Genomic DNA, 24,307 nt, shown 5'->3' on the forward strand with positions numbered 1-24,307 from the left:
TAAAAAGCGATACAATGCGCAGCACACTGTGCTGGCTGGCGGCGTTTTATGTGCGCCTGATGCGTGCCACAGGACGCTGGCGCACCAAAGGTGGTGACCATCCGGCCCACTACCTGACAGAAGGCAAACCGTTTATTGTTGCCTTCTGGCATCAACGTCTTTTGATGATGCCCTATACGTGGCGATCGGTCGGCGGGGACCGCCCGTTTAACATGCTGATTTCATCGCATCGTGACGGGGAAATCATTTCTCGGACGATTGCACGCTTTGATATCAAGACCATCGCCGGGTCGACCGGCAAGGGCAAAGGCGGTGCTGCGGCCCTGCGCCAGATTCTCAAGGCGCTGAAAGCTGGCGAAGTTGTCGGCATGACGCCGGATGGGCCGCGCGGCCCCCGCATGCGGGCATCCGACGGGATCATTCAGGCCGCCCGCATGGCCGGTGTTCCGATTTTCCCACTGACCTATTCGGCTTCCAACCGCAAGGTCATTCAAAGTTGGGATCGGTTCATTTTGCCCCTGCCCTTTTCACGCGGTGTTTTTCACTGGGGCGATCCGATTTTTGTCGACCGCAAGCTTGATGACGAAGGCATGGAAGCCAAACGGATCGAGCTTGAAAACGCCCTGACCAAGCTCACCCAGGAAACCGATCGTGAACTTGGTCTTGCGGTGATACCGCCTGCTGCCCCCGATGAGCTGCCCAAACAAAAGCGATCTGCCATCGCGGTGGGGGAAACCGGGTCATGAGCCTGTTTTACGCCTATCGCGCGGCAACCCGCCTGCTTGGTCCGGCGCTAAACCTTTATCTGAACCGTCGCAAAAACCGCGGCAAGGAGGACGCAGGGCGCATTGGGGAACGCTTTGGTCATCCGGGTGCGGCCCGCCCCAAGGGACATCTGGTGTGGATCCACGGGGCCAGTGTGGGGGAATCCCTGTCCGCCTTGCCGGTGATTGATGAAATCCGTCGTCTTTATCCGTCGGCATCCATTTTGGTGACAACCGGCACGGTCACGTCCGCCACCATGATGCATGCCCGCCTGCCCAAGGGCGTCATTCACCAGTTTGTCCCGATTGACCGTCAGGTTTGTGTCGCGCGTTTCCTGCATCACTGGAAACCTGATGTCGCGCTTTGGCTTGAAAGCGACTTCTGGCCAAACCTTCTGACCAAGGCCAAGAAAGCCGGTGTCAGCCTTGCATTGCTCAACGGGCGCATTTCGGAAAAAAGCTTTAAGGGTTACTCACGCTATCCGTCCTTTATCCGGCCGGTTATTTCTGCGTTTGATCTGATCCTGACCCAAAGCGGTGACGAAACCACGCGATTTGAAAGTCTCGGTGCGACATCGGTGCGGGCTGTTGGCAATCTTAAATTTGCTGCCCCGCCTTTGCCCGCCGATGAAACTGATCTGGCAACGCTTCAGGAACAGATTGGTCATCGTCCGGTCTGGCTCGCCTCAAGCACGTTTAAGGGCGAAGAACATATTGCCGGCGACGTTCATAAAAAACTCGCCCGCGATCATAGCGGCGTGCTGACCATCATCGTGCCGCGCCACCCGGATCGCGCCGATGATATTGAAGCCGATCTGGTCGCACAGGGCCTGCAGGTATCACGCCGAAGCCTTGGTCACGACATCACACCGGGCACTGATGTTTACCTTGCCGATACCATGGGTGAACTTGGCCTGTTTTATCGCATCGCGCCAATCGTCTTTATGGGCAAAACCCTGTCTGCGGGTGGCGGTCAGAACCCGCTGGAACCTGCACGATTGAATTGCGCCATTTTGCACGGCCCGGATATGAGCAACTTTGCCGCCATCAGCGCTGAAATGTTGGCAAACGGTGCCTGCCGCCCGGTGACCGATGCGGATGATCTTGCACGACAGGTTGCCGCCCTGCTTCACGATCCTGACTCCACAGGGAAAATCGCCAAAGCAGCGCTTGATTACGCAAACTCCAAGGCCGAAGTGCTGGATCGAACGCTTGATGCCTTGCGCCCCTTGTTAGCGCAAAAGGGCATCAAGGAGGCCCGTGATGCGTGATCCGGAATTCTGGCAGCATGACGGGGTCATTCCGAAACTTCTGAGCCCGCTTTCCGCAGCCTGGCGGGCGGGCACCTGCTTTCGCAAACTGACAACCACGCCGCGCCATCCCGGCTGCCCGGTTTTCTGCGTCGGCAATTTCACCGTCGGTGGTGCCGGCAAAACCCCAACGGCTGTTGCGCTTTACAATCTTCTGACGAACCTTGGCCGCACGCCGCATTTCGTCAGTCGCGGCTATGGCGGATCCCTTGAAGGCCCGCACCGGGTCAATCCGGGCGTTGATACGGCCGACAAAGTTGGCGACGAACCACTTTTGCTCGCCCAGCATGGCCCGGCGTGGATTTCACGCAACCGTGCCCTTGGCGCCGAAATGGCAGTTGATGCCGGTGCCAATGCGATCATTCTTGATGACGGATTGCAAAATCCAACCCTGATCAAGGATTGTAGTTTCGCTGTGATCGACAGCAACTATGGCATTGGCAATGGCCGTGTCATGCCCGCCGGCCCCATGCGTGAACCCCTGATCAGTGGGCTCGAAAAAGTGCGCGCCATCATTCTGATCGGCGACAAGACGCCCGACTTCATCACGCGCCTTCCGGCTTCCGTTCCGGTGTTGCGCGCATCGATCGAGGCGATCAACGCGGACGATTTCAATCAATCCCGCGTTCTCGCCTTTGCCGGCATTGGCCAACCATCGAAATTTTATGACAGCCTCCGAAAGGCTGGCGCGCAAATCATCCAGACACGTGATTTTTCAGATCACCACCCCTTTACGGCGCAAGAGCTTGGCGATCTGCGTGCCGATGCGGCACGGCTTGATGCCAGACTTGTCACGACCCAAAAGGATCTGATGCGCTTGCCATTAACGGACCGGGACGGCATAAGCAGTCTCGACATTCGTCTGGTGTTCGAGGCACCAGATCAGCTCGCAAAGATTGTGACATCAGTACTTGCCGATGGATAAGAACAGCCAACTTTACAAAATGCGCCAGAAATACATCTCCCACCCGCTTCAGGGTTTCGGGGCGTATCTGGTCTACTGGATGTTTGCGCTGATGCCCGTGGACATGGCATCGGCGGTTGGCGGTTGGCTTATGCGCACCTTGGGCCCCAAAGTCGGTCAGACGAAAAAGGCACGCAACAATCTGGTTGCGGCGTTCCCGGAAAAATCCCCCGAAGAGATCGAGCAGATCATTGTTGGCATGTGGGACAATCTTGGTCGTTCGGCTGCCGAAATTCCCCATCTGCATAAGATGCGCCCGGGTGGACCCCGCATTGAAATCGTTGGCATTGAAAATGGCCTTGCCACCAAGACCGACGACAAGCCCGGCCTGTTCTTTTCCGGTCACATCGGCAACTGGGAAGCGACCATGTGTATCGCCGAGGTGCTTGATATGGACATGATGAGTGTCTATCGCGCGCCGGATAATCCGTGGGTAGAAGGCCTGTTCATGCGGGCCCGCAAAACCTTTAAGGGGAAACTGGTCAAAAAAGGCCCGGAAGGTGCACGCAAGCTCACGCGCTATCTAAAAGATGGCGGTCATGCCTGCATGCTGGTCGATCAAAAGATGACCGATGGTATCGCCGTGCCGTTTTTTGGCCGGGATGCGATGACAGCCCCGGCACTGGCACAGTTTGCCCTTAAATACGATGCACCAATCATTCCCGTTCGTTCAGAACGCCTGAATGGTGCGCATTTCCGCGTCACGTTCTATCCGCCACTTGAAGTCACCAAAACCGGTGACCGCCGCGCCGATACTCTGGCAATCATGACCAATGTGAATGCCACCATGGAACACTGGATCCGCGAACGTCCCGAACAATGGCTTTGGCTGCATCGCCGCTGGCCGAAGTAAATCCGACTGGCGTTTTGATCAGGCATTAACCGAATAGGAACCCTGTTGGCGCAGACTGGCATTTCGTCCGCTGTCGAACGCGTCTTCGGAGCCCGCCTTTTTGCGCCGCTTGCTGATCATTTTCTGTCTTATTCTGGCCGGCTCGATCTTTGTCGTCTGGCCGACAATGGCGCTTGATCAGGACGACACGACCATTCGTGAAACAGCACGCGATATCCGCTTGCGGATTTCCGAGCTTGATCAGCAGCTCAAGGAACATCTGAAGCGTGCCCTTGAGGAATTCGGCAGTCGGCAAGTCGAATGCACCTCTGATCAACCCCGAAAGTCGTTGTCGCAATGTATCGAAGAAGATGCGCGCGATCTGACGCGAACAACCATCACAATCGCCTCGTCCGGGAAGGATGATAAAAACCTTCTTGATGATCTGGCCGACACCGAAGAACGGTTTGCCCTTTTCACCCGCGAGATGAACAAAACCAATGATCTTCTGGCACGCGCAGGAGCAAGGCTTTACCTCAACAGTCTTGATGTTGCACCGGAAATGGACCAGTTGCGCCGTGATGTGATTGTCTTTGTCGAACGCAAGCAGGCCTATGAACTGCGCACCAAACAGGCGCTTCTGATCGCAACGGTTGCCATCATTCTGATCGCGATCTTTTCACTGATTTTCGCCGTTATTCAGCGTTTCAGATAAATCAAACGATGATCTGATGACCATTGCGTCGCCCATCCCCGGTCGCCGAAAGCATATCGCCCGCTTGATTGACCTTGGCGGCATGCACCCCGCCAAAGAACATGTCCTCGCAATCCCAGCGCTGTTGATTGCCAAGGCTGAGCCCATCAAGCAAGGCGTCATCAAATCCGGGCTCGACCGATAACAGTTCATCTTCGACATGCATGCGGGGTGCTGAAATCGCGCCGTGCAGGGTCATGTCAAACGCATCGATATTAAGCAACACCTGAAGCATGGTCGAACGGATCCGGTTTGAACCGCCAGAGCCCAGCGCAACCGACGCCCCGTCCTGCCCAAGATAAAGCGACGGGGTCATCATCGATGTCATACGAACACCACACGGCCAGTTATGGAAACCATCCGGCGACAGATCGGCTTCCCCCAGCATGTTGTTCATCATGATCCCGGTGCCGGGAACAACCCGCCCCGATGTTGAGCCGTTTGAAATCGTCGCCGCGGCAAGATTACCATGCTGATCAACCACCGAAATATGGGTAGTGCCATTCTGACTAAGCGGGCGTTCACCAATCATCAGACGATAACGTTCGCAAAGCTCATCCGCCAGGATTGCCGGGCGTGCACCATATTCCCCGCGCGCCAGACCGGTGGCATGAATAATCCGCGACACCGCCTCAAGATGACGTTCCGAGCCAAAGGCCCCCAACGCCATTTCCCGCGCAAGCTTAAGACCAAAACCAACCAGAACCCCACCCGATGCCGGTGGCGGGTTCAGGACAAACCGCCCCTTGCGTCCGGACACCAGCAACGGATCACGCAGAAGCACCCGATAGCCCGCCAGATCCTGTGCCGTCAGATAGCCACCGTGTTCGGCACATCCGCGCACAAGGGCGGCACCAAGGTCACCTTGATAAAATCCCTCTGCCCCGTTCTCGACCAGATAGTGGATGCTGTCTGCCATATCGGGTTGCCGATGAAGCACACCGGCATCAAGCAGTTCGAACTCATCGGCACCGGTTTTGCCAACCTTGCCAAACACCTTCCGGCTTTCGGCACAAAAGCCCAAAAGCGGCTCGACAATCCCCATGACATAGCGTTGAAAGGCATCAAGTTCGACGCCATCGCGCGCCGCACGGATCGCCGGTTCAGCCAGTTTTGCCATCGGCAGTTTGGCAAGATCGTCATGGACGGCAAAGAGCCCCGCCACCACACCAGGTGTTGCCACGGAACCATAGCCACCATGGAATTCCTGGGTTACGCCACCGGCAAAGGTCGCAAGGCGGCTTTCAAACTCAAGGTTTTCACGCGATCGTTTTTCAAGCGGGGTTTCAACGAAGAAATCATACAGCCGTGGCGTTTGCCCGGAAGGGCGCGCCATGACAAACCCGCCGCCACCAAGCGATGCTAGGACCGGCTCTGCCACACAGGCCGCCCACATCGCGGCAATCACCGCGTCAAAGGCATTGCCACCCTCGTCAAGCACACGGGCCGCCGCATCTGCGGTAACGTCATGTCCTGCGGCAACGGCCCCGTGGGTTTTCATGGCTTATGTTTCCCGTTACTGACCGGCGTTTGCGGTCTTTTGTGCTTCTTCCATTGGTGGCACCAGCAACTGTGCATCAACCCGTGCCGCACCGACATTGACCCGCCAATCCAGATGCGGCCCGGTCGCACGACCTGATTCACCGATTTTGCCGATCAAATCGCCCTGTTTGACGACGTCGCCGACTTGCACATCAATTTCAGACAGATGCAAAAACGCCGACACCACGCCAAGCCCATGATCGATAAACAGTGTCGCACCGGAAAAATACATATCGGGATGGGCCAGCGTCACAATGCCATCCGCCGGCGCCACAACCGGGCTTCCGGTCGGAAGGGCAATATCAACACCCCAATGCGGTGCGCGCGGTTCGCCATTCAGAATGCGTTGCGATCCATAAACACCGCTTATCGGGCCAACGGCTGGCCAGATAAAGCCGTTTTCCAGGAAATTCTCGGTAAACCGTTCGGTGCGTGCTTCGCGGGCCTGGCGTGAATCATCCTGAATGCGGCTGATAACTTCCGGATCGGGCGTCACCATTTTGGGTGCCAGTCCGTCTATGCGCTGAACATTAAATTCGCGATCACCGATCTCGTAACTGAACGCCTCGACACTGCCATCGGCATGCCGGATGCTGACCCGTGCCGGGCCTTCGTAATCACGCGGGAACCCCAAAACAAACCGGCCATCGGGCGCAATGGTATCAATCGCCTCGTCATCCAGCAGCACTTCCGATCCGGCATCGGTTTGCCCGAACACAATCCCGCCCTGAACAAACCGCCCCTGATAGATCGGCTCGGCCGCCTGTGCGGAAAGACTAACCGCCAAAAGGCCCGCTGCGGCCAGCATGCCAGAAATGGTCATACGCATTACAGTAGGCTCCCTTGTCTGTCGTCGTCTTTGGGGCTTGGATTTTTCTTCTTTGCCGGTTTGGGTTTGGCGGCCTTTTCGGGCGCAGAGATGGCTGCGTTTTGATCTGCGATGGTAGCGCTATCATCCCTGCCCGGCACTGGCTTTGAGGTCGCAACACCTTCGCCCGCTGTCACCGGGGTAATGCCATCGCCCATCTCAAGATCATAGGTCTGACCCGTGACAAGATCGGACGATTTACCAACAAGATTGCCGTCCACGTCGCGCACCACGGCAAACCCGCGTTTCAGCACATTGCGATAGGAATAGCTTTCCAAAAGCCGGTCATAGCGGGCAAGTCCCTCTGCCTCGCGGGTCAGCGTATTGCGAACCGCCCCCTGCAAACGCGTGCCAAGATCCATGATCTGTTTGTCGGCACGTGCGATGTCGCGTTTGGCGTCAACAGGTCGAAGGCCCGCCGCGGCACGATCAAGGCGCGATTGCTGCATCTGAAGGGCGGATTTCATCGCACCATCCAAACGCAATGCCGCATTTTCCAAACGCCCGCGCTTTTCCGAAAGCTGTTCACGCGGGCTGACCAATCGTGCACTCGCCTCGTTCAACCGGGCGCGTGCCTGTTGCGTGACGTTGACGGCGGCGCGCGGCAAACGGTCTGCCCAGTTATCAAGGGTCTGACTGCGTTCCTCAAGCATGCGTTTGGGATCGCCAAGCCCACGGGCAAGACTTTCAAGCGCGGTTTTCTTTTCAACGCCCAAACGCCGCACGGCTTGGGCCAGACGAAGACCATCTTCCTCGACCTGACCAATCAGCTCAACCCGGACCGGCACGGCCTTTTCCGCCGCCCCGGTGGGCGTCGGTGCACGCAGATCCGAAACAAAATCAATCAGGGTGGTGTCGGTTTCATGCCCGACGGCCGAAATCACCGGAATGTCGGACTCGGCCACCGCACGGGCAACGACTTCCTCGTTAAACGACCACAGATCTTCAAGCGACCCACCACCGCGCGCAACGATCAACACATCCGGGCGCGGGATCTGGCCATAGGGTAAAAGATCGTTAAAGCCCCGCACCGCCTCGGCCACCTGATCGGCCGCCCCTTGCCCCTGCACAAGGACCGGCCACAACAAAACCCGGCGCGGGAAACGATCGCGCAGGCGGTGCATGATATCGCGGATCACAGCACCCGTGGGCGATGTGACAATACCAATGACATCGGGCAGGAACGGGATCGGCTTTTTGCGTTCGGGATCAAACAGGCCTTCGGCCGCCAGTTTCTTTTTACGTTCTTCCAGAAGCTTTAACAGCGCGCCTTCACCCGCGACTTCCATCGTCTCGATGACGATCTGGTATTTTGATCGGCCCGGAAATGTTGTGAGCCGCCCGGTAACGATGACTTCCATGCCGTCTTCGGGCACAAGGCCAAGCTTGGCCGCCTGCCCGCGCCAGCACACACCATCAATCACCGCCTTGTCGTCTTTCAACGCAAGGTACATATGCCCGCTGCTGGCGCGCTTGAACCCGGAAATTTCGCCGCGCACCCGCACGAACGAAAACGCATCCTCCACGGTCCGCTTCAGCGCGTTTGACAGGTCGGAAACCGAAAATTCGGGCGCATTTCCCGATTTTGCAGGCGTTTCGGGAACCGGGGCATAAGGGTCGAACAAATCTTGCGTCATCAAGGGTACTTTATGCTAAAAGCCCGCCTAATAATTTTGCGGGGTGGCAATTGGGTCTAGCCTAGTTCATCGCGCATGGACCATCAAGCAATCGGACAAGTCGAAGGATAAAGTCATGAAGGTTCTGGTCGTTGGCGGCGGCGGACGTGAACACGCATTGTGCTGGGCAATTGCGCGCAGCCCGCGCATTTCCAAACTGTGGTGTGCACCGGGCAATGCCGGTATCGCGGATTCGGCGGAATGCGTTGCGATTTCCGATGGCGACATCGATGGTCTGGTAAAATTTGCCAAGGACAACGCGGTTGATCTGGTCGTTGTCGGCCCCGAGGCCCCGCTTGTTGCGGGCCTTGTTGATGCACTGGATGCCGAGGGCATTAAATCATTCGGTTGTTCCAAGGCAGCCGCCCAGCTTGAAGGCTCCAAGGGCTTCATGAAGGACATGGTGGCAAAGTTCGGTGTACCGACCGCCGCCTACGGCCGTTTTACCGATCCCAAAGACGCCAAGGCGTTTGTCGAAAAACAGGGCGCACCGATTGTGGTCAAGACCGATGGTCTGGCCGCGGGCAAGGGTGTGACCATTTGTATGACAAATGACGAAGCCTTTGCCGCGATTGAAGAATGCATGGTCGGCGGCAAGTTTGGCGATGCCGGTGCGGAAATCGTGATTGAGGAATTCCTCAAAGGTGAGGAAGCCTCATTTTTTGCCGTATGTGATGGTAAAAACGTCATTCCGCTGGTCGCAGCCCAGGACCACAAGGCGGTTGGCGAAGGCGATACCGGCCCCAATACGGGTGGCATGGGGGCTTATTCCCCGGCCCCGGTCTTTACCGATGCGGTCGAAGCCAAGGTCATGGATCAGATCATTATCCCGACCGTCAAGGGCATGGCCGCAGAAGGCCATCCGTTCAAGGGCGTGCTGTTTGCCGGTCTGATGATTGACGATACGGGCAACCCGAAGCTGATCGAATACAACATTCGGTTTGGTGATCCGGAATGTCAGGTGCTTATGACGCGCTTGAAATCAGACGTGCTTGATATCCTTGAGGGTGCTGCCACCGGCACCCTCGATCAAGTCAAACCGGAATGGCACGATGAAACCGCCATGGTCGTTGTCATGGCCGCCAAGGGGTATCCGGGATCCTACGAAAAAGGGACCGAGATCAAAAACGTTCTAGCGGCGGACGCCATGGACAAGGTCAAGGTCCTGCACGCCGGTACCAAGATGGATGGCGACAAACTTGTTGCAACCGGTGGCCGCGTTCTTGGTGTGACCGCGCGCGGTGCGACGGTGACCGAAACCCAGAAACGCGCCTATGAGGCGGTTGATGCGATTGATTGGGATGGTGGTTTCTGCCGCCGCGATATTGGCTGGCGCGCGGTTGCCCGCGAACAGGGCTAAACCGCAAGCAAACCAAGCTACCAAAATCAAAAGACCAGGTTACGCAACCCGGTCTTTTTTTATGACCAAAGATTTCTGGTTTCCGGCGTGATAACGGATATGGCAGCGGCCCTGATCATCAATCTCGATATCGGCGGCAACCCCGAAAACATCACGAAGGTTTTGCGATGTCAAAATCTGTTCGGGCGTACCAAGCGCAATCAGCTTGCCACCATCCATCATCGCAATCCGGTCACAAAACATCGCCGCATGGTTCAAGTCGTGCAAAGCAGCCACCACGGTGACCGGCAGTGCACGCACCAGTTCCAGCAGGCCCAGCTGATGATGGATATCAAGATGGTTGGTCGGCTCATCAAGCAACAGGAAGTCGGGCTGCTGGGCCAAGGCACGGGCGATGTGAACGCGCTGCTTTTCACCGCCCGAAAGCGTATGCCACATCCGGTCCGCAAAAGGCCCCATTTCAACACTGGCAAGGGCTTCGCACACGATGGCGTCGTCGTGCCCTGACCATGGTGTCAGCAAACTAAGATATGGCGTTCGACCAAGCGCGACGGCATCGCGCACGGTAATGCGGTCGATGGTATCGGCCTGTTGTTCGACAAAGCCGATATGACGGGCAAGGTTGCGCCGACCGATTTTCTTCATCGGCTGGTCCCCCAACAATGCCTGCCCGGTCGACGGGGCACGAATGCCGCCCAGAACCGACATCATGCTGGTTTTGCCCGACCCGTTTGGCCCGATCACACCCAGGAACTCGCCGCGTGTCACCCGAAGCGACACGTCGCTGATGATTTTTTTGAATCCGGCATTCCAGCCGACATTGCGTAATTCAAGGCTCATCGCAACACCCGCCCATGACAGAGGATGATCGCAAAGGCCGGTGCCCCGATAAGTGCCGTGATCACCCCGATGGGCAGGACCTGACCATCAAGGATGATGCGCGATACAATATCGGCCGCAACAAGAAACACCGCCCCGATCAGGGCCGAAGCCGGCAACAGAAATCCATGCCGTGTCCCGACAAAGAACCGCGCGGCATGGGGAATGACCAGCCCGACAAAGCCGATAGACCCGACAATACTGACCATCACCGCGGTCATAGAGGCGGCAATGGCAATCAACACCACATAAACCCGGCGCACCGGCACACCAAGGGATGCCGCCGATTCCACGCCAAAGGTAAAGGCATCAAGCGCACGGGAATACCAAAGGCAAACCAGCAAGCCGATAACAGCGACCGGCAGCGCAAGATAGACATCGGGCCAGCGCACGCCGCTTAGATTACCAAGCAACCAGAACATCACCCCGCGTGCCTCGTCCGCCGTGGCGGCCTTGGTCACGATGAAGGACGTCAATGCGTTAAACAGTTGCGACCCGGCAACCCCGGCCAGAATGATGGCACCTGCCCCGCGCCCGGCCGGAATGGCCAAAAGTGCAACAAACCCGAACGCCACCAGCGCGCCGACAAAGGCACCAAGTGACAGGGAAACCATGCCTGCCCCGAACCCCAGAATGGCAACACTGACCGCACCGGTCGATGCCCCGGCCGAAATCCCCAACAAATAAGGATCCGCAAGACTATTGCGCAAAAGCGCCTGCAACACTGCGCCGGATAGCGCAAGGGATGCACCGCAGGCCGCCGCCACCATTGCGCGCGATATCCGGTAATTCCAGATGATCCCGGCATCAATCGGATCAACGTCATAGCCCGCCTGCCAAAGATGATTGGCGATGGTCTGAAGCACGGTGCCAAGGGGAATGTGCGTTTCCCCCTTGGCCGCGGCCATCGCTATGACGGCAACTAGCAAAACCAGGGCGCCAATACTGACACCGGCCCGCACAAGATATGCCCGCCCCGCCAGCGATTGCCGAGGTGGCTGAACCGGCTGCTGCACTGGCGTTGTTTCAAACATTGAATTCTCCGGGCATATCAGGCGCCTTTGGCAGTGCAGGTCAGTTCGAAGCACTCAGTCGTTCGACGGCTTCGGCAAGCGTTTCAATACCATTGATCAGGCGGATGGTCGGATCCATCGACTGGGCGTCCATCACCACGATATTGCCATTACGCACCGCCTTCATCTGACTTGCGACCGGATCGGTTTTCAGGAAATCCATCTTGACCTGCCAGTCATCGGCCGGAAAACGCCGACGGCCCATCTTGCCAATCACGATGATATCAGGATTGGCACGCGCAATGGTTTCCCAGCCAACCGTCGGCCATTCTTCATTGCTGTCGATGATGTTGCGAACACCGAGTTTACCGGCGATATAGCCCGCCGCACCGTTCTTGCCGGCCACATAGGGATCACTGTTGATTTCCGGGCTGGAAAACCAGAAGACGGCGGAAACGTTGTCATGGCCGCTTGCCGTCACACGTTCCAATGAGTTCGCCTGACGTTCCTTCAGGCTGGTAATCAGCGCGTCGCCGCGATCTTCGACATCAAAAATCTGCGCCAGATCGGAAATCTCGCGATAAATCAGATCCATGGTGAAGCCTTCGTGGCGCACCCCGTCACCGCCACCGGCATTGTCCTTGCCCACACAATCAGCGGGTGCGGTGTAGACCGGAATGGACAATTCGTTGAACTGTTCGGTGGTGCCGACGGTGCCCTTGGGCCCGACATGCCACTGATACTGGGTGGCAACCAGTTGCGGCTTTTGCGCGACAACGGTTTCGAACCCCGGATCATTGTCGGCCAGACGCGGCACAGATGCATTCACATCCTTGAATTCATCCATCACCGGGCCAAACCAGACCCCCGTACCCTTGACCTTATCGGCCAGGCCCAGCGAATAAAGAATTTCAGTCGTGCTTTGGCCCAGCGACACCACGCGATCGGGGACCACATCAAATTGCAACACAGTCCCGCAGTTCTCGATACTGAGCGGATATTCGGTTGCGGACGCAAATGAAACAGATGAAATAAGACCAGCGGCAAACACCCCGACCGCCAGTACACGTTTATCGTGATTAATCACTTTTAGTTCCCTCTTGCTGATGCGCTGATCCGGGACCGTTTTGGATGATCCAGTTTCAACACATCGTCAAATGTTATGTTATAACATAACATCACTTTTACTGCTGTCAATGGACTGGCAAAAGTGTCAGGAGATGACGGAAGATGTCGGCCTTAAAGCTTAGAGAACCTGGGCTAAACTATTGGGCCAAGACACGTACCGACATTCTCCGGGGCACCCCGCCCGGTCCGTCGTCTTCGTGTCGGCAGGTCTCCTGGCTTACGGGTCAACGCATTTTCCCTGGCCTTCCCGGGTTGATCCCAGTGGCATTGGTCAGAAAAATGCTCGCCGCCTACAGTTGCGGGGGCAGCTTCGGTTAATGAGCCAATATTCGGCCCACATCGAATTCCCTTTATCCGATATTCGGATACCGACACGTCACGGTTAGATTAAACCAAAAACACGGTCAAGGAAATTGGCAGACCACCAGCGGCATTAACGCCAAGGCTCCATGCATAAAAAGCAATTGATACGACCTTGAATTTGCCATGTTTCATCCCGATTACCTCCACACTGCCGGGTATGCTTTCCCGACACCTCAAACCACAGGAATGTGATGAACATGACGACTTCTGTTGAACGCAGACGCTTTTTGAAATCCATCGCGGCAGCCGGTCTTATCCTGCCGGGAATGTCGATCTATCAGCATGCTTTGGCAGATGTCGACGGCCTTGATCTGGGTTCGGCACAACCGTTTGATTTTGCCGATCTGATTGCACGCGCCAAATCCATAGCCACATCGGCCTATGAGCCGCCCGTTGCGCCAAACCCGGAAATTGTCGGCAAGATCGATTACGACACCCATGGCAAGCTGCATTACAAACGCGACCATTCGCCGTTCTCCGACGGGTCGGGCACCTATCCGCTGACCTTCTTCCATCTGGGTATGTATTTCGCCAAACCGGTGCATATGTACCTTCTGGAAAACGGTCAGGCACGCGAAGTGATCTATAAGCCCGATTACTTTGACATGCCCGAAGACAGCATTGCCCGCCAGTTGCCCGCCAATAGCGGCTTTGCCGGTTTCCGCCTGCATGAAAATCAGGCGCGCGATGACTGGAAAACCCAGGACTGGGCAGCGTTTCTTGGCGCATCGTACTTCCGCGCGATTGGCGATGAAGGCCAGTATGGACTGTCGGCACGCGGCATTGCGGTCAATACCGCGACCTCGGTTCCCGAAGAATTCCCAGATTTCCGTCAATTCTTTATCGAACCGGCCAAAAACCCCGAAGACCCGGTGACAGTCTATGCCCTGCTGGATGGCCCCAGCATCACCGGTGCTTATAAATTCCTGCTTTATCGCGGCGAAGGCGTCACGATGGATGTCGAAAAACATCTGTTCTTGCGCAGAGACATCGAACGGCTTGGCATCGCACCGCTGACCAGCATGTTCTGGTATTCAGAACAGAACAAATCGTTCCGCTTTGACTGGCGTCCGGAAGTACATGACAGCGACGGGCTGGAGCTTTGGACTGGCGGCGGTGAACGCATCTGGCGACAGCTCAATAACCCGGAAACCATCCGCGCATCGGCCTTTGGTGACAATAACCCGCGTGGTTTCGGTCTGATGCAGCGTGATCGCGATGTGAAAAACTATCTGGATGGTGTGCGCTATCACCGCCGTCCCAGCCTGTGGGTCGAACCGCAGGGGGAGTGGAATGACGGTGCGGTTCAGTTGATCGAAATCCCGACCGACGATGAAATCCACGATAACATTGCCGCCTTCTGGGTGCCGAATGGCGAAGCCAAGGCGGGCAATTCTTATCAATTCAAATACCGGCTTTACTGGCAGGCCCATAACCCGTTCCCGGTCAAGGAACTGGCACGCGCAACCGCAACCCGCATGGGCCGCGGTGGCGAACCCGGCACCAACCGGCCCAAGGACGAAATCAAGTTTTCGGTCGAGTTCGAGGGTGAGGTTCTGGGAACGCTTGCCTACGGCGAATTCCCCGAAGTGGTTGTGACATCCTCGCGCGGGGAGATTGTGCGCACCAAGATCGAACCGATCATGGATACCCGCATCTGGCGGGCGGCCTTTGACCTTAAGGCCGCGGGCACAGACCCGGTTGACCTGCGCATGTATCTGAAACGCGGTGATGAACCGCTCAGTGAAACCTGGATGTTCCAGCACCTGCCGGCCGTTGGCAACCAGCAACAGGGTTAGGGTTAATGCGGGGCCATGTCAGCAGACTGGCTGGCCCCGCCCTGCCCAAGGATCGACATGACATCGCGGATTGGCGGTGCACCAAACATGCGGGCATATTCGCGACTGAACTGTGACGCGCTTTCATACCCGACCGCATAGGCCGCCGATGCGGCATCCTTCATTTCGGCCAGCATGATCTGACGCGCCGTGGTCAGGCGGAGCCGCTTTTGGTACTGAAGCGGGCTCATGGCTGTCACCTGCTTGAAGTGATGATGGAAGGAAGACGGGCTCATATTGGCGCGATTTGCCAAGTCTTCCACCTTAAGCGGCTTGTCGAAATTATCCTTGATCAGTTGAAGGGCGGCCGAGATGCGCTGCATGTTGCTGCCGCCGATGGCAAGCCCCGCAATCGCCGCCCCCTTGGCGGTACATAACAAGCGGTAATGCACTTCGCGCATCAAAAGCGGCAACATCACCGGCACATCATCGGGACGATCAAGCAGCTCAACCACCCGCAAGACGGCATCGGTCAGGCTTTCGGTTGTCTTTTCGACAAAAAGCCCGCGTGTGCTTTCGCCGTCTGCGCCCATCTTGATATCCATATTGGCAACAAGTTCGCCAAGGATCTTCGCATCGAGATCAAGTGACAGGCTGCGATACGGCGCATCCTCGGCCGCCAGGGTCACATGACCAACAAGTGGCAAATCGACCGATGCCGCCAGCAGTTGACCGGGCTCATAGCGATAAAGCTCATCCCCCAGCGTGACTTCCTTCGCACCTGAGATAATCAGACACAGGCAAGGCTTGTAGATCGTTGGCACCTTAAGGGTCGGACCGGTTGATCGGAACATCCAGACCGGTTCAACGGCCGTGCGCACAGCGCCATCCGCCTCGCAGTATTTGTCAATCAGGCTACACAGCTTCTGATAGCTATCCATCGTAAAACCCTTTGTTTTCCTCAGGACCACTATACACGCGCCCACACACGGACAAAGCACTCAATCTTCGATTTGGAGGATTAGGCAATCCAATTCGAGTTCTGTGTATTCATCAATCGGGGATTTATCGACAGAGTAAGCGCCACGAACAAACACCGACACACCAACCCAAGGAGCATGTCATGTCGAACCCGATCAACCATGTCGAAAACAAGACCGTTATCATCACCGGAGCCAGCAGCGGCATTGGCGAAGCCACCGCCCGCCTTCTTGCATCCCGCGGGGCGAATGTGGTTCTTGGCGCACGCCGCACAGAACGCCTTGATGAGATTGCCACCGAAATCGAAGCTGCCGGCGGCCGTGCCATGGCCCGTTCGGTGGATGTCACCAATGCCGATAGCGTCGAGGCACTGGTTTACAACGCAAACAACCTTTATGGCCGTGTGGATGCGATTTTCAACAATGCCGGCGTGATGCCGCTTGCCCCGATGTCGGCACTGAAAACCGACGAATGGGACAACATGATCAACGTCAATATTCGCGGTGTTCTGAACGGTATTGCTGCGGTTCTGCCGCTGTTTGAACAACAGGGCGGCGGCCATGTCATCAACACCGCGTCCATTGCAGCACACAACGTCTATTCAAGCGCTGCTGTCTATTGCGGAACCAAATATGCGGTCTGGGCGATTTCCGAAGGCCTGCGTCAGGAAAGCAGCAATGTCCGTGTCACCACCATCTCGCCGGGCGTGGTCGAGACCGAACTGGGCCACGATATTTCCGATCCAAACAGTAAGGAGCTCCTGACCCAGTTCCGCCAGATCGCCCTCAGCCCGGATGCCATTGCGCGGGCGGTTCTTTATGCTCTTGATCAGCCAGCAGATGTCGACATCAACGAAGTCATCGTCCGTCCGACAGCATCGGCGTTCTGATGAAAATCATTCTGCAATCCTTGTATTTTCTTTCCGTGCTGGTGGTGTTCGCATCACCAGCATGGCCCCAACAGGAGGCCGGTATGAACAAAAGCGCTGAAATCGCCCCGCACCCGTATGTCGGCATGTGGGTGACCAAAGATGGTCATATCCGCCAGGAACTGCGTGCCGATGGCCGCTATGACGAGGCCCGTGGCGAACGAAAGTCAGCCTATCAGGGCGACTATCAGGTTTCGGGGAACTACATCACCTATCAGGATGACACCGGTTTTACCGCCGATGGCTATTTCGAAAATGATGTCCTGTATCACGGTGGCATGGTGATGTTCCGTGAAGTGCCGGAAAACTAAGTTCCGACGCTGACCAACCGAACAATCAAATCCCTAGCGCAAGCTGCCAAAGAAATCCTTCAAAAGCTTAGTAGCCTCGACCTCGCCAATGCCACCATAGACTTCCGGACGGTGATGGCAGCTTGTGCTTTCAAACACGCGCGGGCCGTGATCAACGCCACCACCCTTCGGATCATAAGCCCCGAAATAAACCCGGCGCAGACGGGCAAATGAAATGGCGGTCGCGCACATCGGGCAAGGTTCAAGCGTGACGTAAAGATCGCAATTGGGAAGTCTTGGTTCGCCCTTGGCCCCGGCAGCGGCCCGGATGACGAGGATTTCGGCGTGTGCTGTTGGGTCGTTCATTTCCTCGGTCAGGTTTCCGGCGCGTGCCAAAACCTCGCCGCTATCAGCATCGACAAGAACGGCACCGACGGGCACTTCGCCCCGGCGCGCGGCAGCACGGGCTTCTTCAAGTGCCATATCCATGTAGCTGTCTGCACTCATGATCTTTCCATCCCACTTGGGCCATCTGACAAATCAGGTCGTTTGTCATGGCTGATCTTGTTTTTACTTCATTTTAGGGCGTTAGGATCCAGAGTGCTACCATGCAGATAATCGGTCAAGCGATGATCTGGCGGGTTGCTGGTGAAGCTTTACTGGCGAGGGCCCGCAGAAACGCATGGACCATCCGCGTGAATTGCCGTTGCCCTTAAAGGGTTACACAGGTAGTTTCCGCGTGACTTTATTCGCGAACCTGTCACCAGCATCAAGGCTATTTCGATCATGACCACGCGCAAGCCGATCATTGGTATCACACTCGATTCCGAAGAACCGGGGGGCTATTCCAAATTCCCGTGGTATGCGCTGCGTGAAAACTATGCCGGTGCGGTGACCGAGGCAGGCGGCATTCCGATGCCTTTGCCCCACGAAGTGGAACTGGTTCCCGATCTGCTTGATCTGATTGACGGGCTGGTCGTGACCGGTGGCGCGTTTGACGTGGATCCGAGCCTGTTTGGTGCGACGGAAAAGCACGACACGGTTGTCACCAAGGATCGGCGCACCAAATTTGAATGGGCGATGGCCGAAGGCGCGCTTGAGCGCGACATGCCGGTTCTTGGCATTTGCGGTGGTCAGCAGCTTTTGAACGTTATTCTGGGCGGGTCGCTGATCCAGCATATCCCGGACACGGTTGAAAACTGCCTGCCCCACGAACAGCCGAACCCGCGCAACGAGCCCGGCCATAATGTCACGGTCGAACCCGATACGCTTCTGGCGAAGATCGTTGGCGATGTGAAAAGTCTTTCGGTCAATTCCGCCCACCATCAGGCGGTGGCGGGGGTTGGCCCGGATGTGATCATCAATTCCTACGCGCCTGATGGCGTGATCGAGGGGATTGAGCATCCGAAATATCGTTATTGTCTCGGGGTCCAGTGGCATCCCGAATTCCATATCAGTTCGGGCGATGCGAAGATTTTCGACGCCCTGATTTCCGAGGCCCGCAAATGAGCGACAAGAACACCACCCCGGATGACAACAAGCCCGAACGCATTGCCAAGCGCATTGCGCGATCTGGAGTTTGTTCCAGGCGTGATGCCGAACGCATGATTGCCGAGGGGCTTGTCCGCCTGAACGGCAAGAAGCTTGATACCCCGGCCGTCACCGTAACCGACGAAGATGAAATCATCGTTGATGGCAAGCCGCTGCCCGAAAAGGAAAAGCCGCGTCTTTGGCGCCTGTTTAAAAAGCGCGGTCTGGTCACCAGCCACCGCGATGAACAGGGACGCGACACGGTATTTGAACATCTGCCAAGTTACGTTCCGCGCGTGATTTCGGTCGGGCGACTTGACCTTAACTCCGAAGGGTTGCTGTTGCTGACCAACGATGGCGAGCTTGCCCGTTATCTGGAACTGCCTGCCACCGGCTGGGCGCGCCGCTATCGCGTGCGCGTGCATGGTCAGATCGACGAAGCCAAGCTTAAACAGCTTGAAGACGGTGTTACGGTCGACGGCATCAATTACGGCTCCATCCAGGCCGAGGTCGATGTTCAGAAAGGCACCAATGCCTGGATGACAGTGACGCTCCGCGAAGGCAAGAACCGTGAAATTCGTCGTGTCATGGAACATCTTGGCTGGCCCGTCACGCGCCTGATGCGCGTGTCCTATGGCCCGTTCCAGTTGGGCAATCTGGCGCCGGGCGAGTGCGAAGAAATCACCGGCAAGGTGATGAAAGAACAGCTCGCTGCGTTCTTCAAGGGCGACTATTCCAAGGTTTCCGAAAAGAAATCGGTTGCCCGTGGCGGCACGTCGCGCCCGAAAGCCCCGCGCACCGTATTCGGCCAACCAGCCCAGCGCAAACGCCCGCAAGGTGGCGCGAACGCCGCAGCCCAGAATGCCGAGGCCGACCAACAGCGTGAAACCCGCGAACGTCCGTCTGGTGGTGCTGCACGGAAAGGCCCGCGCATCGGGGCTGCCCCGCGTGCCGGTGGCCGTGGCAAACCGGCTTCTGGCGGGGATCGCCAGGAACGCGATATGCGCGAAGAACGCGGATCATCGCGCCCGACCAACAAGGGCCGTGGCCGTTACAGCGCCGAAGGCAAAGCTGCCGGTGGGCGTGATGGCGGCCGCGACAGTGGTCGTGATGGCGGACGGGGCACTGGCGGCCGCGAAGGTAAGCCGGGCTTCATCGAAGGGCGCGGTCGTGGAAAGCCAACCGGCAAACCGTCGGGAAAACCTGCTGGGCGTTTCGGCGATACCACACATAGTGCGCCCGGCCGCAAGCCGTCCGGCAACCGTCCGCGCGGCAAGAAGGACTAAGCTGAATGCGGATTGTCAGTGGCACCCATCGTGGCAGGCTTCTGACCGCACCGGAAGGGCGCGATACGCGCCCGACCCTTGATCGGGTGCGCGAAGCCCTGTTTAGCATCCTGTCACACGCATCGCGCTGGTATGAGGATGACTTCAACCCGCTATATGATGGCGTGATCCTTGATGCCTTTGCCGGATCGGGTGCGCTTGGCCTTGAAGCCATTTCACGCGGGGCGGAACGCGCAGTGTTCTTTGACAATGACCGCAAGGCGATTGCGATCATCGAACAAAACATCGACACCCTTCGCATTGCCGATCAGGCAAGTGCACGACGCGCGGATGCCACCAAGCCACCGCGCGCCAGCACGCCCGCCAGCATGGTGTTTCTCGATCCGCCCTATGGCAAAGACCTGATCGATCCCAGCATCACGGCCCTGGCCCAGGCCGGGTGGATTGACGATAACACCCTGATTGTTGCCGAACGCGATCCGCGCGATCCGGAAATCGCACTTGAAGATTTTTATCTGTGCGACAGTCGCAAATATGGCCGCTGCCAGATTGATATCGGGCGTTTTATCGCCTGATTGCGGCAAAGCTGCCCGACACCGAATTCTGTGATAGATTTGCCTACCAGCACTACCGGTTGATCGTCATGAAACGCCTGTCCAATAGTTCACCAGACAAGGATTTTGGTCGCCTTTTGCGCCAGTGGCGGCGCGCAAGCGATATCAAACAATCGCGTCTGGCCGATATTCTGGGCGTAACACAGGCAACCGTTTCACGGTGGGAAAGCGGCGCGCAAAGCCCGGCCCCGCTGCAATATGGCCTGATCCATCAAATGATGACGCGCAAACGCAATTTCCGCCTTGATCAGGCGATCAAACGGCTGGTGATGCAGTCATCACAGCGTGTCCACCTGATCGAAGACAGATCGCACCGTCTTCTTTGTTTGTCGCGCCCGCGTGAAAACGAGTGGCAACGTGACAGCACGCCGCTGCTTGGCACCTCGTTGTGGTGCTTTGCTACCCCGGAAATCGCATCAGCAGAAAAAAGCCTGCATGACCTTGGCTGGCACGAGGATCAGACCGATCACCTGACCTTTGAAAACTCCCGCCGGGAGGGCGCACCGCTGCGGATTGTCGATACCTATATCCTTTGGGAACGGTTTTTCCTGTCTGATGGCACGGCAGTGCGCCTGACCACCGGGTTTGATCAAAAGCCGGTTCACATCTGATACGGATCAGCGACGCATATTTTACCGGCGCATATTTCATACGTGGCATTCTTCTCAGAATATCGGTAATCAGTCCCTTCAAGTGCACCGTCCTGCCCGGAACTGATCCATGCCACCCATCACCGCCGTTATCATTCTTTATGGACTTGGATTGACCGCCTCGATGCAGGTCGGTCTGATTGGCCCGATCGCGCCTGACTTGCGCGCAAGCTTCGGGCTTAGTCAGGCGGAGTTCGGACTGGTAGCCTCCCTGATCACCGCAGCAGGCGCGCTTTGTGCCATACCCGCCGGGGTATGGGCGGCACGAGCCGGGCTGCGGAGGTCACTCGTCCTTGGCTGTATGATGATGATTGCGGGCGCGCTGATTTTTGCCACCGCAAGCGTGAGCAGCCTTTTATATGTTGGTCGGATTGTCACCAGTGTTGGCTATCTTCTGATTGTTGTCGGTGCGCCAAGCTGGATGGCGGCCTTCACAAACCCCAAGCTTGTCGCCATGGCCATGAGCATCTGGGGCACCTTTATCCCGGTTGGCATTGCCCTTGGCAACTGGGTCAGTGCGGCTGCGGTGACATGGATGGACTGGCGGATCGCTGTTGGGGTTTGCACCCTGCCGGTTCTGGTTTTGCTACCGCTTCTTGCCCTGATGGAAAAACCCGAAATCGCAACGGCGCGGCGATCACTTGTTGTCGGGGTGGTCGGTGTTTTGAAATCCCGTTCCGCCCTTCAGGTGGCGCTGACCTTTGGCGCGTTTGCGGGTGCGACATCAGCCGCTTTGGCGTTCATGCCGGCCATGCTGGCAGACAACCTTGATATTGGCATTACGCTGTCGGCCGGGATCATCGGCACAACCGCAATTGCCGGCAATATTGTCGGCAGTGTCGCCGCCGGGACTGTTCTGGGCCGTGATGTAGCTGGCCGAACCATTCTGATTATATTTTTGCCGATGATGGCGACTGCCATTTCGACCCTCTATGTCAGCACCTCTCTACCGCTTAGCGTCACCGCGCTGATTATTTTTAATGTCTGTCAGGGCATGGTCGCCGGAACCTGCTTTGCACTTTTGCCAAGGATCGCAAAGGACGGCCTTTCCATGCCCGCCTTGCAGGGCATGCTGGCCCAGTTCGCCGAGATTTTTGTCGTGATTGTTCCCCCATTTGCCGGGGCGATGATCGATCAAAATGGCTGGGCCGGGGCGGCTGTGGTTCTGGGTGGTTTTTACTTTGCAGGCTTCCTGATTATATTACGAAAACCGGGCGTGACAGCCCCTATTAGACAAAATTCATCTTAGAACTATACGATACGATGGCTTGACCTGTCCGGCGAAGCAGGCGACCCTTCCCTCCCACACAAATCAAAAAGATTCAGGGAAGTGGAATGCATTTGATCAAAGCCATCTTTATCGGACTGGTATTGATCGGCATTTCCGTTCTTGCTGTCTTCTTCATCTGGCTGGCCCCGGTGGGGGCTGCCTATAGCGCCAAGATCATGTGCTCCGCCATTTTTGTCGATGGCCTGACCTCCACACGGGCGCGCGATGTTGATGTTCTCGCCGACAACAATGCCCTTTTATCCCTGATCACCACCAATGTGGATCTGCGCAACCAGACTGTCAGTGCGCATGCCTTCGGGTTCCGCAAACGGTTTGCCGTTTATCGCCCCAACCTTGGCTGCACGCTGGCAGACGATCTGGATCATGTCGCCCAGTTGCGCAATTCGACCCCGGTGATGCGGCCGGTCGCACCGCGCCCGCTTCTGACGACACCGCCACCCGCCAATGTTGACCGACGGGCGCTTAACAACATCCTGTTTGACGTCATGGATGAGCCGGGCCTGCATCCGGAACGGCGGACACGTGCGGTGGTGATCTTGCATGATGGCAAGGTTGTCGCGGAACGCTATGCCGCGGGCATTACAGCCGACACGCCACTGCCCGGCTGGTCGATGACCAAAAGCGTTTTCAACGTCATCCTCGGTCGCATGCAGTTCGAAGGCATGATGCCAGACATCCAGGACCCGGTTCTAATCAACGAATGGCAGGCAGAGCCAAACGACCCTCGCGCAACCATCAATTACGATGATCTGCTTCGCATGCGAAGCGGCCTTGAGTTCGATGAAAGCTACGCCAATCCGCTATCAGACGTGGTGCAGATGCTGTTTATCGAACCTGCGGCGGCGGGTTATGCGGTATCCATGCCGCTGGAAAACACGCCGGGCAGTGATTTCGCCTATAATTCCGGGGCAAGTAACATCCTGTCAGCAGCCATCCGTAATCTGAGCGGGTCACGTTCGACCTATCTCAGCCGACCGACAGAACTTCTGTTCCGTCCGCTTGGCATGAGCAGTGCGGTGATCGAAACCGACCCGGAAGGCTATTTTATCGCCTCAAGCTTCATGCATGCATCCGCACGCGACTGGGCCAAGATCGGCCAGTTGTTCCTGCAAGATGGCGTGTGGGAGGGGGAGCGCCTGCTGCCCGAAGGATGGGTCGGATATTCCACCAGCCCCGCCGCAGAAGACCCGTATGGTCTTTATGGCGCACATTGGTGGATTGACCTGCCCGGCAGCCGGAACGAGGATGGCACCCCCCGTAATGACGTGCCGCACATCCCCGAGGACGCCTATTTCGCGCTTGGTCATGATGGCCAGTCGCTTACTGTCATTCCGTCCAGAAACCTCGTGGTGGCACGTTTCGGCGTCACCCGCAATTCCGGCGCATTCAAGCTGCGTCAGTTCATTGCCGACCTGAGTGCCATTTTCCCGGCGACTTCAGATGCCCCGGCGGATGCGCCGATCGGATCGGACGCCACAACGACAGGGGCAAATGACGGCTGATTGC

General features: G+C 57.1%; 23 protein-coding genes and 1 riboswitch. Of the genes, 15 read left to right on the forward strand and 8 right to left on the reverse strand.

All coding sequences use genetic code 11. The features are described 5' to 3' along the window. Positions 1 to 14: 14 nt before the first annotated feature. The 5 genes from B2T33_RS07070 to B2T33_RS07090 all read left to right on the forward strand — a co-directional run bounded on the left by B2T33_RS07070 (position 15) and on the right by B2T33_RS07090 (position 4,585). A complete protein-coding gene (locus tag B2T33_RS07070) occupies positions 15 to 746 on the forward strand; it encodes a lysophospholipid acyltransferase family protein (protein WP_286791585.1) in 732 nt (243 codons plus the stop codon). Then, positions 743 to 2,035 (forward strand): 3-deoxy-D-manno-octulosonic acid transferase, encoded by a 1,293-nt coding sequence (locus B2T33_RS07075; protein ID WP_286791586.1) that lies wholly within the window; start codon positions 743 to 745, stop codon positions 2,033 to 2,035. The genes B2T33_RS07070 and B2T33_RS07075 overlap by 4 nt, the downstream gene beginning before the upstream one ends. After that, on the forward strand, positions 2,028 to 2,999 hold the full coding sequence (gene lpxK / locus B2T33_RS07080) for a tetraacyldisaccharide 4'-kinase (protein WP_286791587.1): 972 nt from the start codon (positions 2,028 to 2,030) through the stop codon (positions 2,997 to 2,999). Before B2T33_RS07075 ends, lpxK begins: the two co-directional genes overlap by 8 nt. Then, positions 2,992 to 3,891, forward strand: coding sequence for a lauroyl acyltransferase (locus B2T33_RS07085; protein WP_197146799.1), 900 nt, complete (start codon positions 2,992 to 2,994; stop codon positions 3,889 to 3,891). Before lpxK ends, B2T33_RS07085 begins: the two co-directional genes overlap by 8 nt. A 100-nt stretch (positions 3,892 to 3,991) precedes the next feature. Next, a complete protein-coding gene (locus tag B2T33_RS07090) occupies positions 3,992 to 4,585 on the forward strand; it encodes a hypothetical protein (protein WP_197146798.1) in 594 nt (197 codons plus the stop codon). A gap of 1 nt (position 4,586) precedes the next feature. Here the strand turns inward: B2T33_RS07090 and B2T33_RS07095 are convergent, their stop codons facing one another. Genes B2T33_RS07095 through xseA form a run of 3 tightly spaced genes read right to left on the reverse strand, consistent with a single transcriptional unit; the run spans position 4,587 to position 8,671 of the window. Continuing rightward, the gene (locus tag B2T33_RS07095) at positions 4,587 to 6,125 is read right to left on the reverse strand and encodes a gamma-glutamyltransferase family protein (protein ID WP_197146797.1); all 1,539 of its coding nucleotides are present in this window, start codon (positions 6,123 to 6,125) and stop codon (positions 4,587 to 4,589) included. Between the two features lie 15 nt (positions 6,126 to 6,140). Continuing rightward, on the reverse strand, positions 6,141 to 6,995 hold the full coding sequence (locus tag B2T33_RS07100) for a M23 family metallopeptidase (RefSeq protein WP_197146796.1): 855 nt from the start codon (positions 6,993 to 6,995) through the stop codon (positions 6,141 to 6,143). Then, complete coding sequence (gene xseA, locus B2T33_RS07105; protein WP_286791588.1) at positions 6,995 to 8,671, reverse strand: exodeoxyribonuclease VII large subunit; 1,677 nt, start codon at positions 8,669 to 8,671, stop codon at positions 6,995 to 6,997. Before xseA ends, B2T33_RS07100 begins: the two co-directional genes overlap by 1 nt. A 115-nt stretch (positions 8,672 to 8,786) precedes the next feature. On the opposite strand from xseA, the gene purD reads away from it, so the two are divergent. Further along, positions 8,787 to 10,070, forward strand: a complete 1,284-nt coding sequence (purD, locus tag B2T33_RS07110) for a phosphoribosylamine--glycine ligase (RefSeq protein ID WP_286791589.1) — start codon at positions 8,787 to 8,789, stop codon at positions 10,068 to 10,070. A 39-nt stretch (positions 10,071 to 10,109) separates the two neighbouring features. On the opposite strand, the gene B2T33_RS07115 is transcribed toward purD, so the two are convergent. From B2T33_RS07115 to B2T33_RS07125, 3 genes are read right to left on the reverse strand one after another with little or no spacing between them, the layout of a single operon-like run. Continuing rightward, entirely contained in the window at positions 10,110 to 10,910 is an 801-nt protein-coding gene (locus B2T33_RS07115) for an ABC transporter ATP-binding protein (RefSeq protein WP_286791590.1), read from the reverse strand. After that, positions 10,907 to 11,983, reverse strand: a complete 1,077-nt coding sequence (locus B2T33_RS07120) for a FecCD family ABC transporter permease (protein ID WP_286791591.1) — start codon at positions 11,981 to 11,983, stop codon at positions 10,907 to 10,909. The genes B2T33_RS07115 and B2T33_RS07120 overlap by 4 nt, the downstream gene beginning before the upstream one ends. A 40-nt stretch (positions 11,984 to 12,023) precedes the next feature. After that, the gene (locus tag B2T33_RS07125; RefSeq protein ID WP_286791592.1) at positions 12,024 to 13,049 is read right to left on the reverse strand and encodes an ABC transporter substrate-binding protein; all 1,026 of its coding nucleotides are present in this window, start codon (positions 13,047 to 13,049) and stop codon (positions 12,024 to 12,026) included. A gap of 226 nt (positions 13,050 to 13,275) precedes the next feature. Continuing rightward, a riboswitch (cobalamin riboswitch) is annotated at positions 13,276 to 13,478 on the reverse strand. A 172-nt stretch (positions 13,479 to 13,650) separates the two neighbouring features. Between B2T33_RS07125 and B2T33_RS07130 the strand changes: the two genes are divergently transcribed. Beyond that, a complete protein-coding gene (locus B2T33_RS07130; RefSeq protein WP_286791593.1) occupies positions 13,651 to 15,252 on the forward strand; it encodes a glucan biosynthesis protein in 1,602 nt (533 codons plus the stop codon). A 2-nt stretch (positions 15,253 to 15,254) separates the two neighbouring features. Here B2T33_RS07130 and B2T33_RS07135 read toward each other — a convergent pair whose 3' ends face one another. Next, on the reverse strand, positions 15,255 to 16,172 hold the full coding sequence (locus tag B2T33_RS07135; RefSeq protein ID WP_286791594.1) for an AraC family transcriptional regulator: 918 nt from the start codon (positions 16,170 to 16,172) through the stop codon (positions 15,255 to 15,257). A gap of 182 nt (positions 16,173 to 16,354) precedes the next feature. On the opposite strand from B2T33_RS07135, the gene B2T33_RS07140 reads away from it, so the two are divergent. Further along, positions 16,355 to 17,101 (forward strand): SDR family oxidoreductase, encoded by a 747-nt coding sequence (locus B2T33_RS07140; protein WP_286791595.1) that lies wholly within the window; start codon positions 16,355 to 16,357, stop codon positions 17,099 to 17,101. Positions 17,102 to 17,184: 83 nt separating this feature from the next. Continuing rightward, positions 17,185 to 17,451 carry an Atu4866 domain-containing protein gene (locus B2T33_RS07145; RefSeq protein ID WP_252724065.1) on the forward strand — a complete coding sequence of 89 codons (267 nt, stop codon included), beginning with the start codon at positions 17,185 to 17,187 and terminating at the stop codon, positions 17,449 to 17,451. Positions 17,452 to 17,484: 33 nt separating this feature from the next. Here the strand turns inward: B2T33_RS07145 and B2T33_RS07150 are convergent, their stop codons facing one another. Then, positions 17,485 to 17,937, reverse strand: coding sequence for a nucleoside deaminase (locus B2T33_RS07150; RefSeq protein ID WP_064782170.1), 453 nt, complete (start codon positions 17,935 to 17,937; stop codon positions 17,485 to 17,487). Between the two features lie 279 nt (positions 17,938 to 18,216). Here B2T33_RS07150 and B2T33_RS07155 point away from each other — a divergent pair, with 279 nt between their 5' ends. The 6 genes from B2T33_RS07155 to B2T33_RS07180 all read left to right on the forward strand — a co-directional run bounded on the left by B2T33_RS07155 (position 18,217) and on the right by B2T33_RS07180 (position 24,303). Then, positions 18,217 to 18,939, forward strand: coding sequence for a gamma-glutamyl-gamma-aminobutyrate hydrolase family protein (locus B2T33_RS07155; protein WP_064782171.1), 723 nt, complete (start codon positions 18,217 to 18,219; stop codon positions 18,937 to 18,939). Continuing rightward, on the forward strand, positions 18,936 to 20,246 hold the full coding sequence (locus B2T33_RS20365; RefSeq protein WP_336233308.1) for a pseudouridine synthase: 1,311 nt from the start codon (positions 18,936 to 18,938) through the stop codon (positions 20,244 to 20,246). The genes B2T33_RS07155 and B2T33_RS20365 overlap by 4 nt, the downstream gene beginning before the upstream one ends. A gap of 5 nt (positions 20,247 to 20,251) precedes the next feature. Continuing rightward, the gene (gene rsmD, locus B2T33_RS07165; protein WP_286791596.1) at positions 20,252 to 20,821 is read left to right on the forward strand and encodes a 16S rRNA (guanine(966)-N(2))-methyltransferase RsmD; all 570 of its coding nucleotides are present in this window, start codon (positions 20,252 to 20,254) and stop codon (positions 20,819 to 20,821) included. A 68-nt stretch (positions 20,822 to 20,889) separates the two neighbouring features. Next, positions 20,890 to 21,471 (forward strand): helix-turn-helix domain-containing protein, encoded by a 582-nt coding sequence (locus tag B2T33_RS07170; protein WP_286791597.1) that lies wholly within the window; start codon positions 20,890 to 20,892, stop codon positions 21,469 to 21,471. Positions 21,472 to 21,580: 109 nt separating this feature from the next. Then, positions 21,581 to 22,759: a CynX/NimT family MFS transporter gene (locus tag B2T33_RS07175; protein ID WP_286791598.1), complete on the forward strand. Its 1,179-nt coding sequence runs from the start codon at positions 21,581 to 21,583 to the stop codon at positions 22,757 to 22,759. An 86-nt stretch (positions 22,760 to 22,845) separates the two neighbouring features. Continuing rightward, the gene (locus B2T33_RS07180) at positions 22,846 to 24,303 is read left to right on the forward strand and encodes a serine hydrolase domain-containing protein (protein ID WP_286791599.1); all 1,458 of its coding nucleotides are present in this window, start codon (positions 22,846 to 22,848) and stop codon (positions 24,301 to 24,303) included. Positions 24,304 to 24,307 lie beyond the last annotated feature (4 nt).

Origin of the sequence: Thalassospira sp. UBA4513 (assembly GCF_002388495.1) — a bacterium.
GTDB lineage: Bacteria > Pseudomonadota > Alphaproteobacteria > Rhodospirillales > Thalassospiraceae > Thalassospira > Thalassospira tepidiphila.

What these genes read in the sequence shown, in the direction of transcription:
- B2T33_RS07070 (WP_286791585.1), top strand. Translation starts at nt 15, where the DNA reads ATGCGCAGCACACTGTGCTGGCTGGCGGCGTTTTATGTGCGCCTGATG.
- B2T33_RS07075 (WP_286791586.1), top strand. Translation starts at nt 743, where the DNA reads ATGAGCCTGTTTTACGCCTATCGCGCGGCAACCCGCCTGCTTGGTCCG.
- lpxK (WP_286791587.1), top strand. Translation starts at nt 2,028, where the DNA reads ATGCGTGATCCGGAATTCTGGCAGCATGACGGGGTCATTCCGAAACTT.
- B2T33_RS07085 (WP_197146799.1), top strand. Translation starts at nt 2,992, where the DNA reads ATGGATAAGAACAGCCAACTTTACAAAATGCGCCAGAAATACATCTCC.
- B2T33_RS07095 (WP_197146797.1), bottom strand. Translation starts at nt 6,125, where the DNA reads ATGAAAACCCACGGGGCCGTTGCCGCAGGACATGACGTTACCGCAGAT.
- B2T33_RS07100 (WP_197146796.1), bottom strand. Translation starts at nt 6,995, where the DNA reads ATGCGTATGACCATTTCTGGCATGCTGGCCGCAGCGGGCCTTTTGGCG.
- xseA (WP_286791588.1), bottom strand. Translation starts at nt 8,671, where the DNA reads ATGACGCAAGATTTGTTCGACCCTTATGCCCCGGTTCCCGAAACGCCT.
- purD (WP_286791589.1), top strand. Translation starts at nt 8,787, where the DNA reads ATGAAGGTTCTGGTCGTTGGCGGCGGCGGACGTGAACACGCATTGTGC.
- B2T33_RS07115 (WP_286791590.1), bottom strand. Translation starts at nt 10,910, where the DNA reads ATGAGCCTTGAATTACGCAATGTCGGCTGGAATGCCGGATTCAAAAAA.
- B2T33_RS07120 (WP_286791591.1), bottom strand. Translation starts at nt 11,983, where the DNA reads ATGTTTGAAACAACGCCAGTGCAGCAGCCGGTTCAGCCACCTCGGCAA.
- B2T33_RS07130 (WP_286791593.1), top strand. Translation starts at nt 13,651, where the DNA reads ATGACGACTTCTGTTGAACGCAGACGCTTTTTGAAATCCATCGCGGCA.
- B2T33_RS07135 (WP_286791594.1), bottom strand. Translation starts at nt 16,172, where the DNA reads ATGGATAGCTATCAGAAGCTGTGTAGCCTGATTGACAAATACTGCGAG.
- B2T33_RS07140 (WP_286791595.1), top strand. Translation starts at nt 16,355, where the DNA reads ATGTCGAACCCGATCAACCATGTCGAAAACAAGACCGTTATCATCACC.
- B2T33_RS07145 (WP_252724065.1), top strand. Translation starts at nt 17,185, where the DNA reads ATGAACAAAAGCGCTGAAATCGCCCCGCACCCGTATGTCGGCATGTGG.
- B2T33_RS07150 (WP_064782170.1), bottom strand. Translation starts at nt 17,937, where the DNA reads ATGAGTGCAGACAGCTACATGGATATGGCACTTGAAGAAGCCCGTGCT.
- B2T33_RS07155 (WP_064782171.1), top strand. Translation starts at nt 18,217, where the DNA reads ATGACCACGCGCAAGCCGATCATTGGTATCACACTCGATTCCGAAGAA.
- B2T33_RS20365 (WP_336233308.1), top strand. Translation starts at nt 18,936, where the DNA reads ATGAGCGACAAGAACACCACCCCGGATGACAACAAGCCCGAACGCATT.
- rsmD (WP_286791596.1), top strand. Translation starts at nt 20,252, where the DNA reads ATGCGGATTGTCAGTGGCACCCATCGTGGCAGGCTTCTGACCGCACCG.
- B2T33_RS07170 (WP_286791597.1), top strand. Translation starts at nt 20,890, where the DNA reads ATGAAACGCCTGTCCAATAGTTCACCAGACAAGGATTTTGGTCGCCTT.
- B2T33_RS07175 (WP_286791598.1), top strand. Translation starts at nt 21,581, where the DNA reads ATGCCACCCATCACCGCCGTTATCATTCTTTATGGACTTGGATTGACC.
- B2T33_RS07180 (WP_286791599.1), top strand. Translation starts at nt 22,846, where the DNA reads ATGCATTTGATCAAAGCCATCTTTATCGGACTGGTATTGATCGGCATT.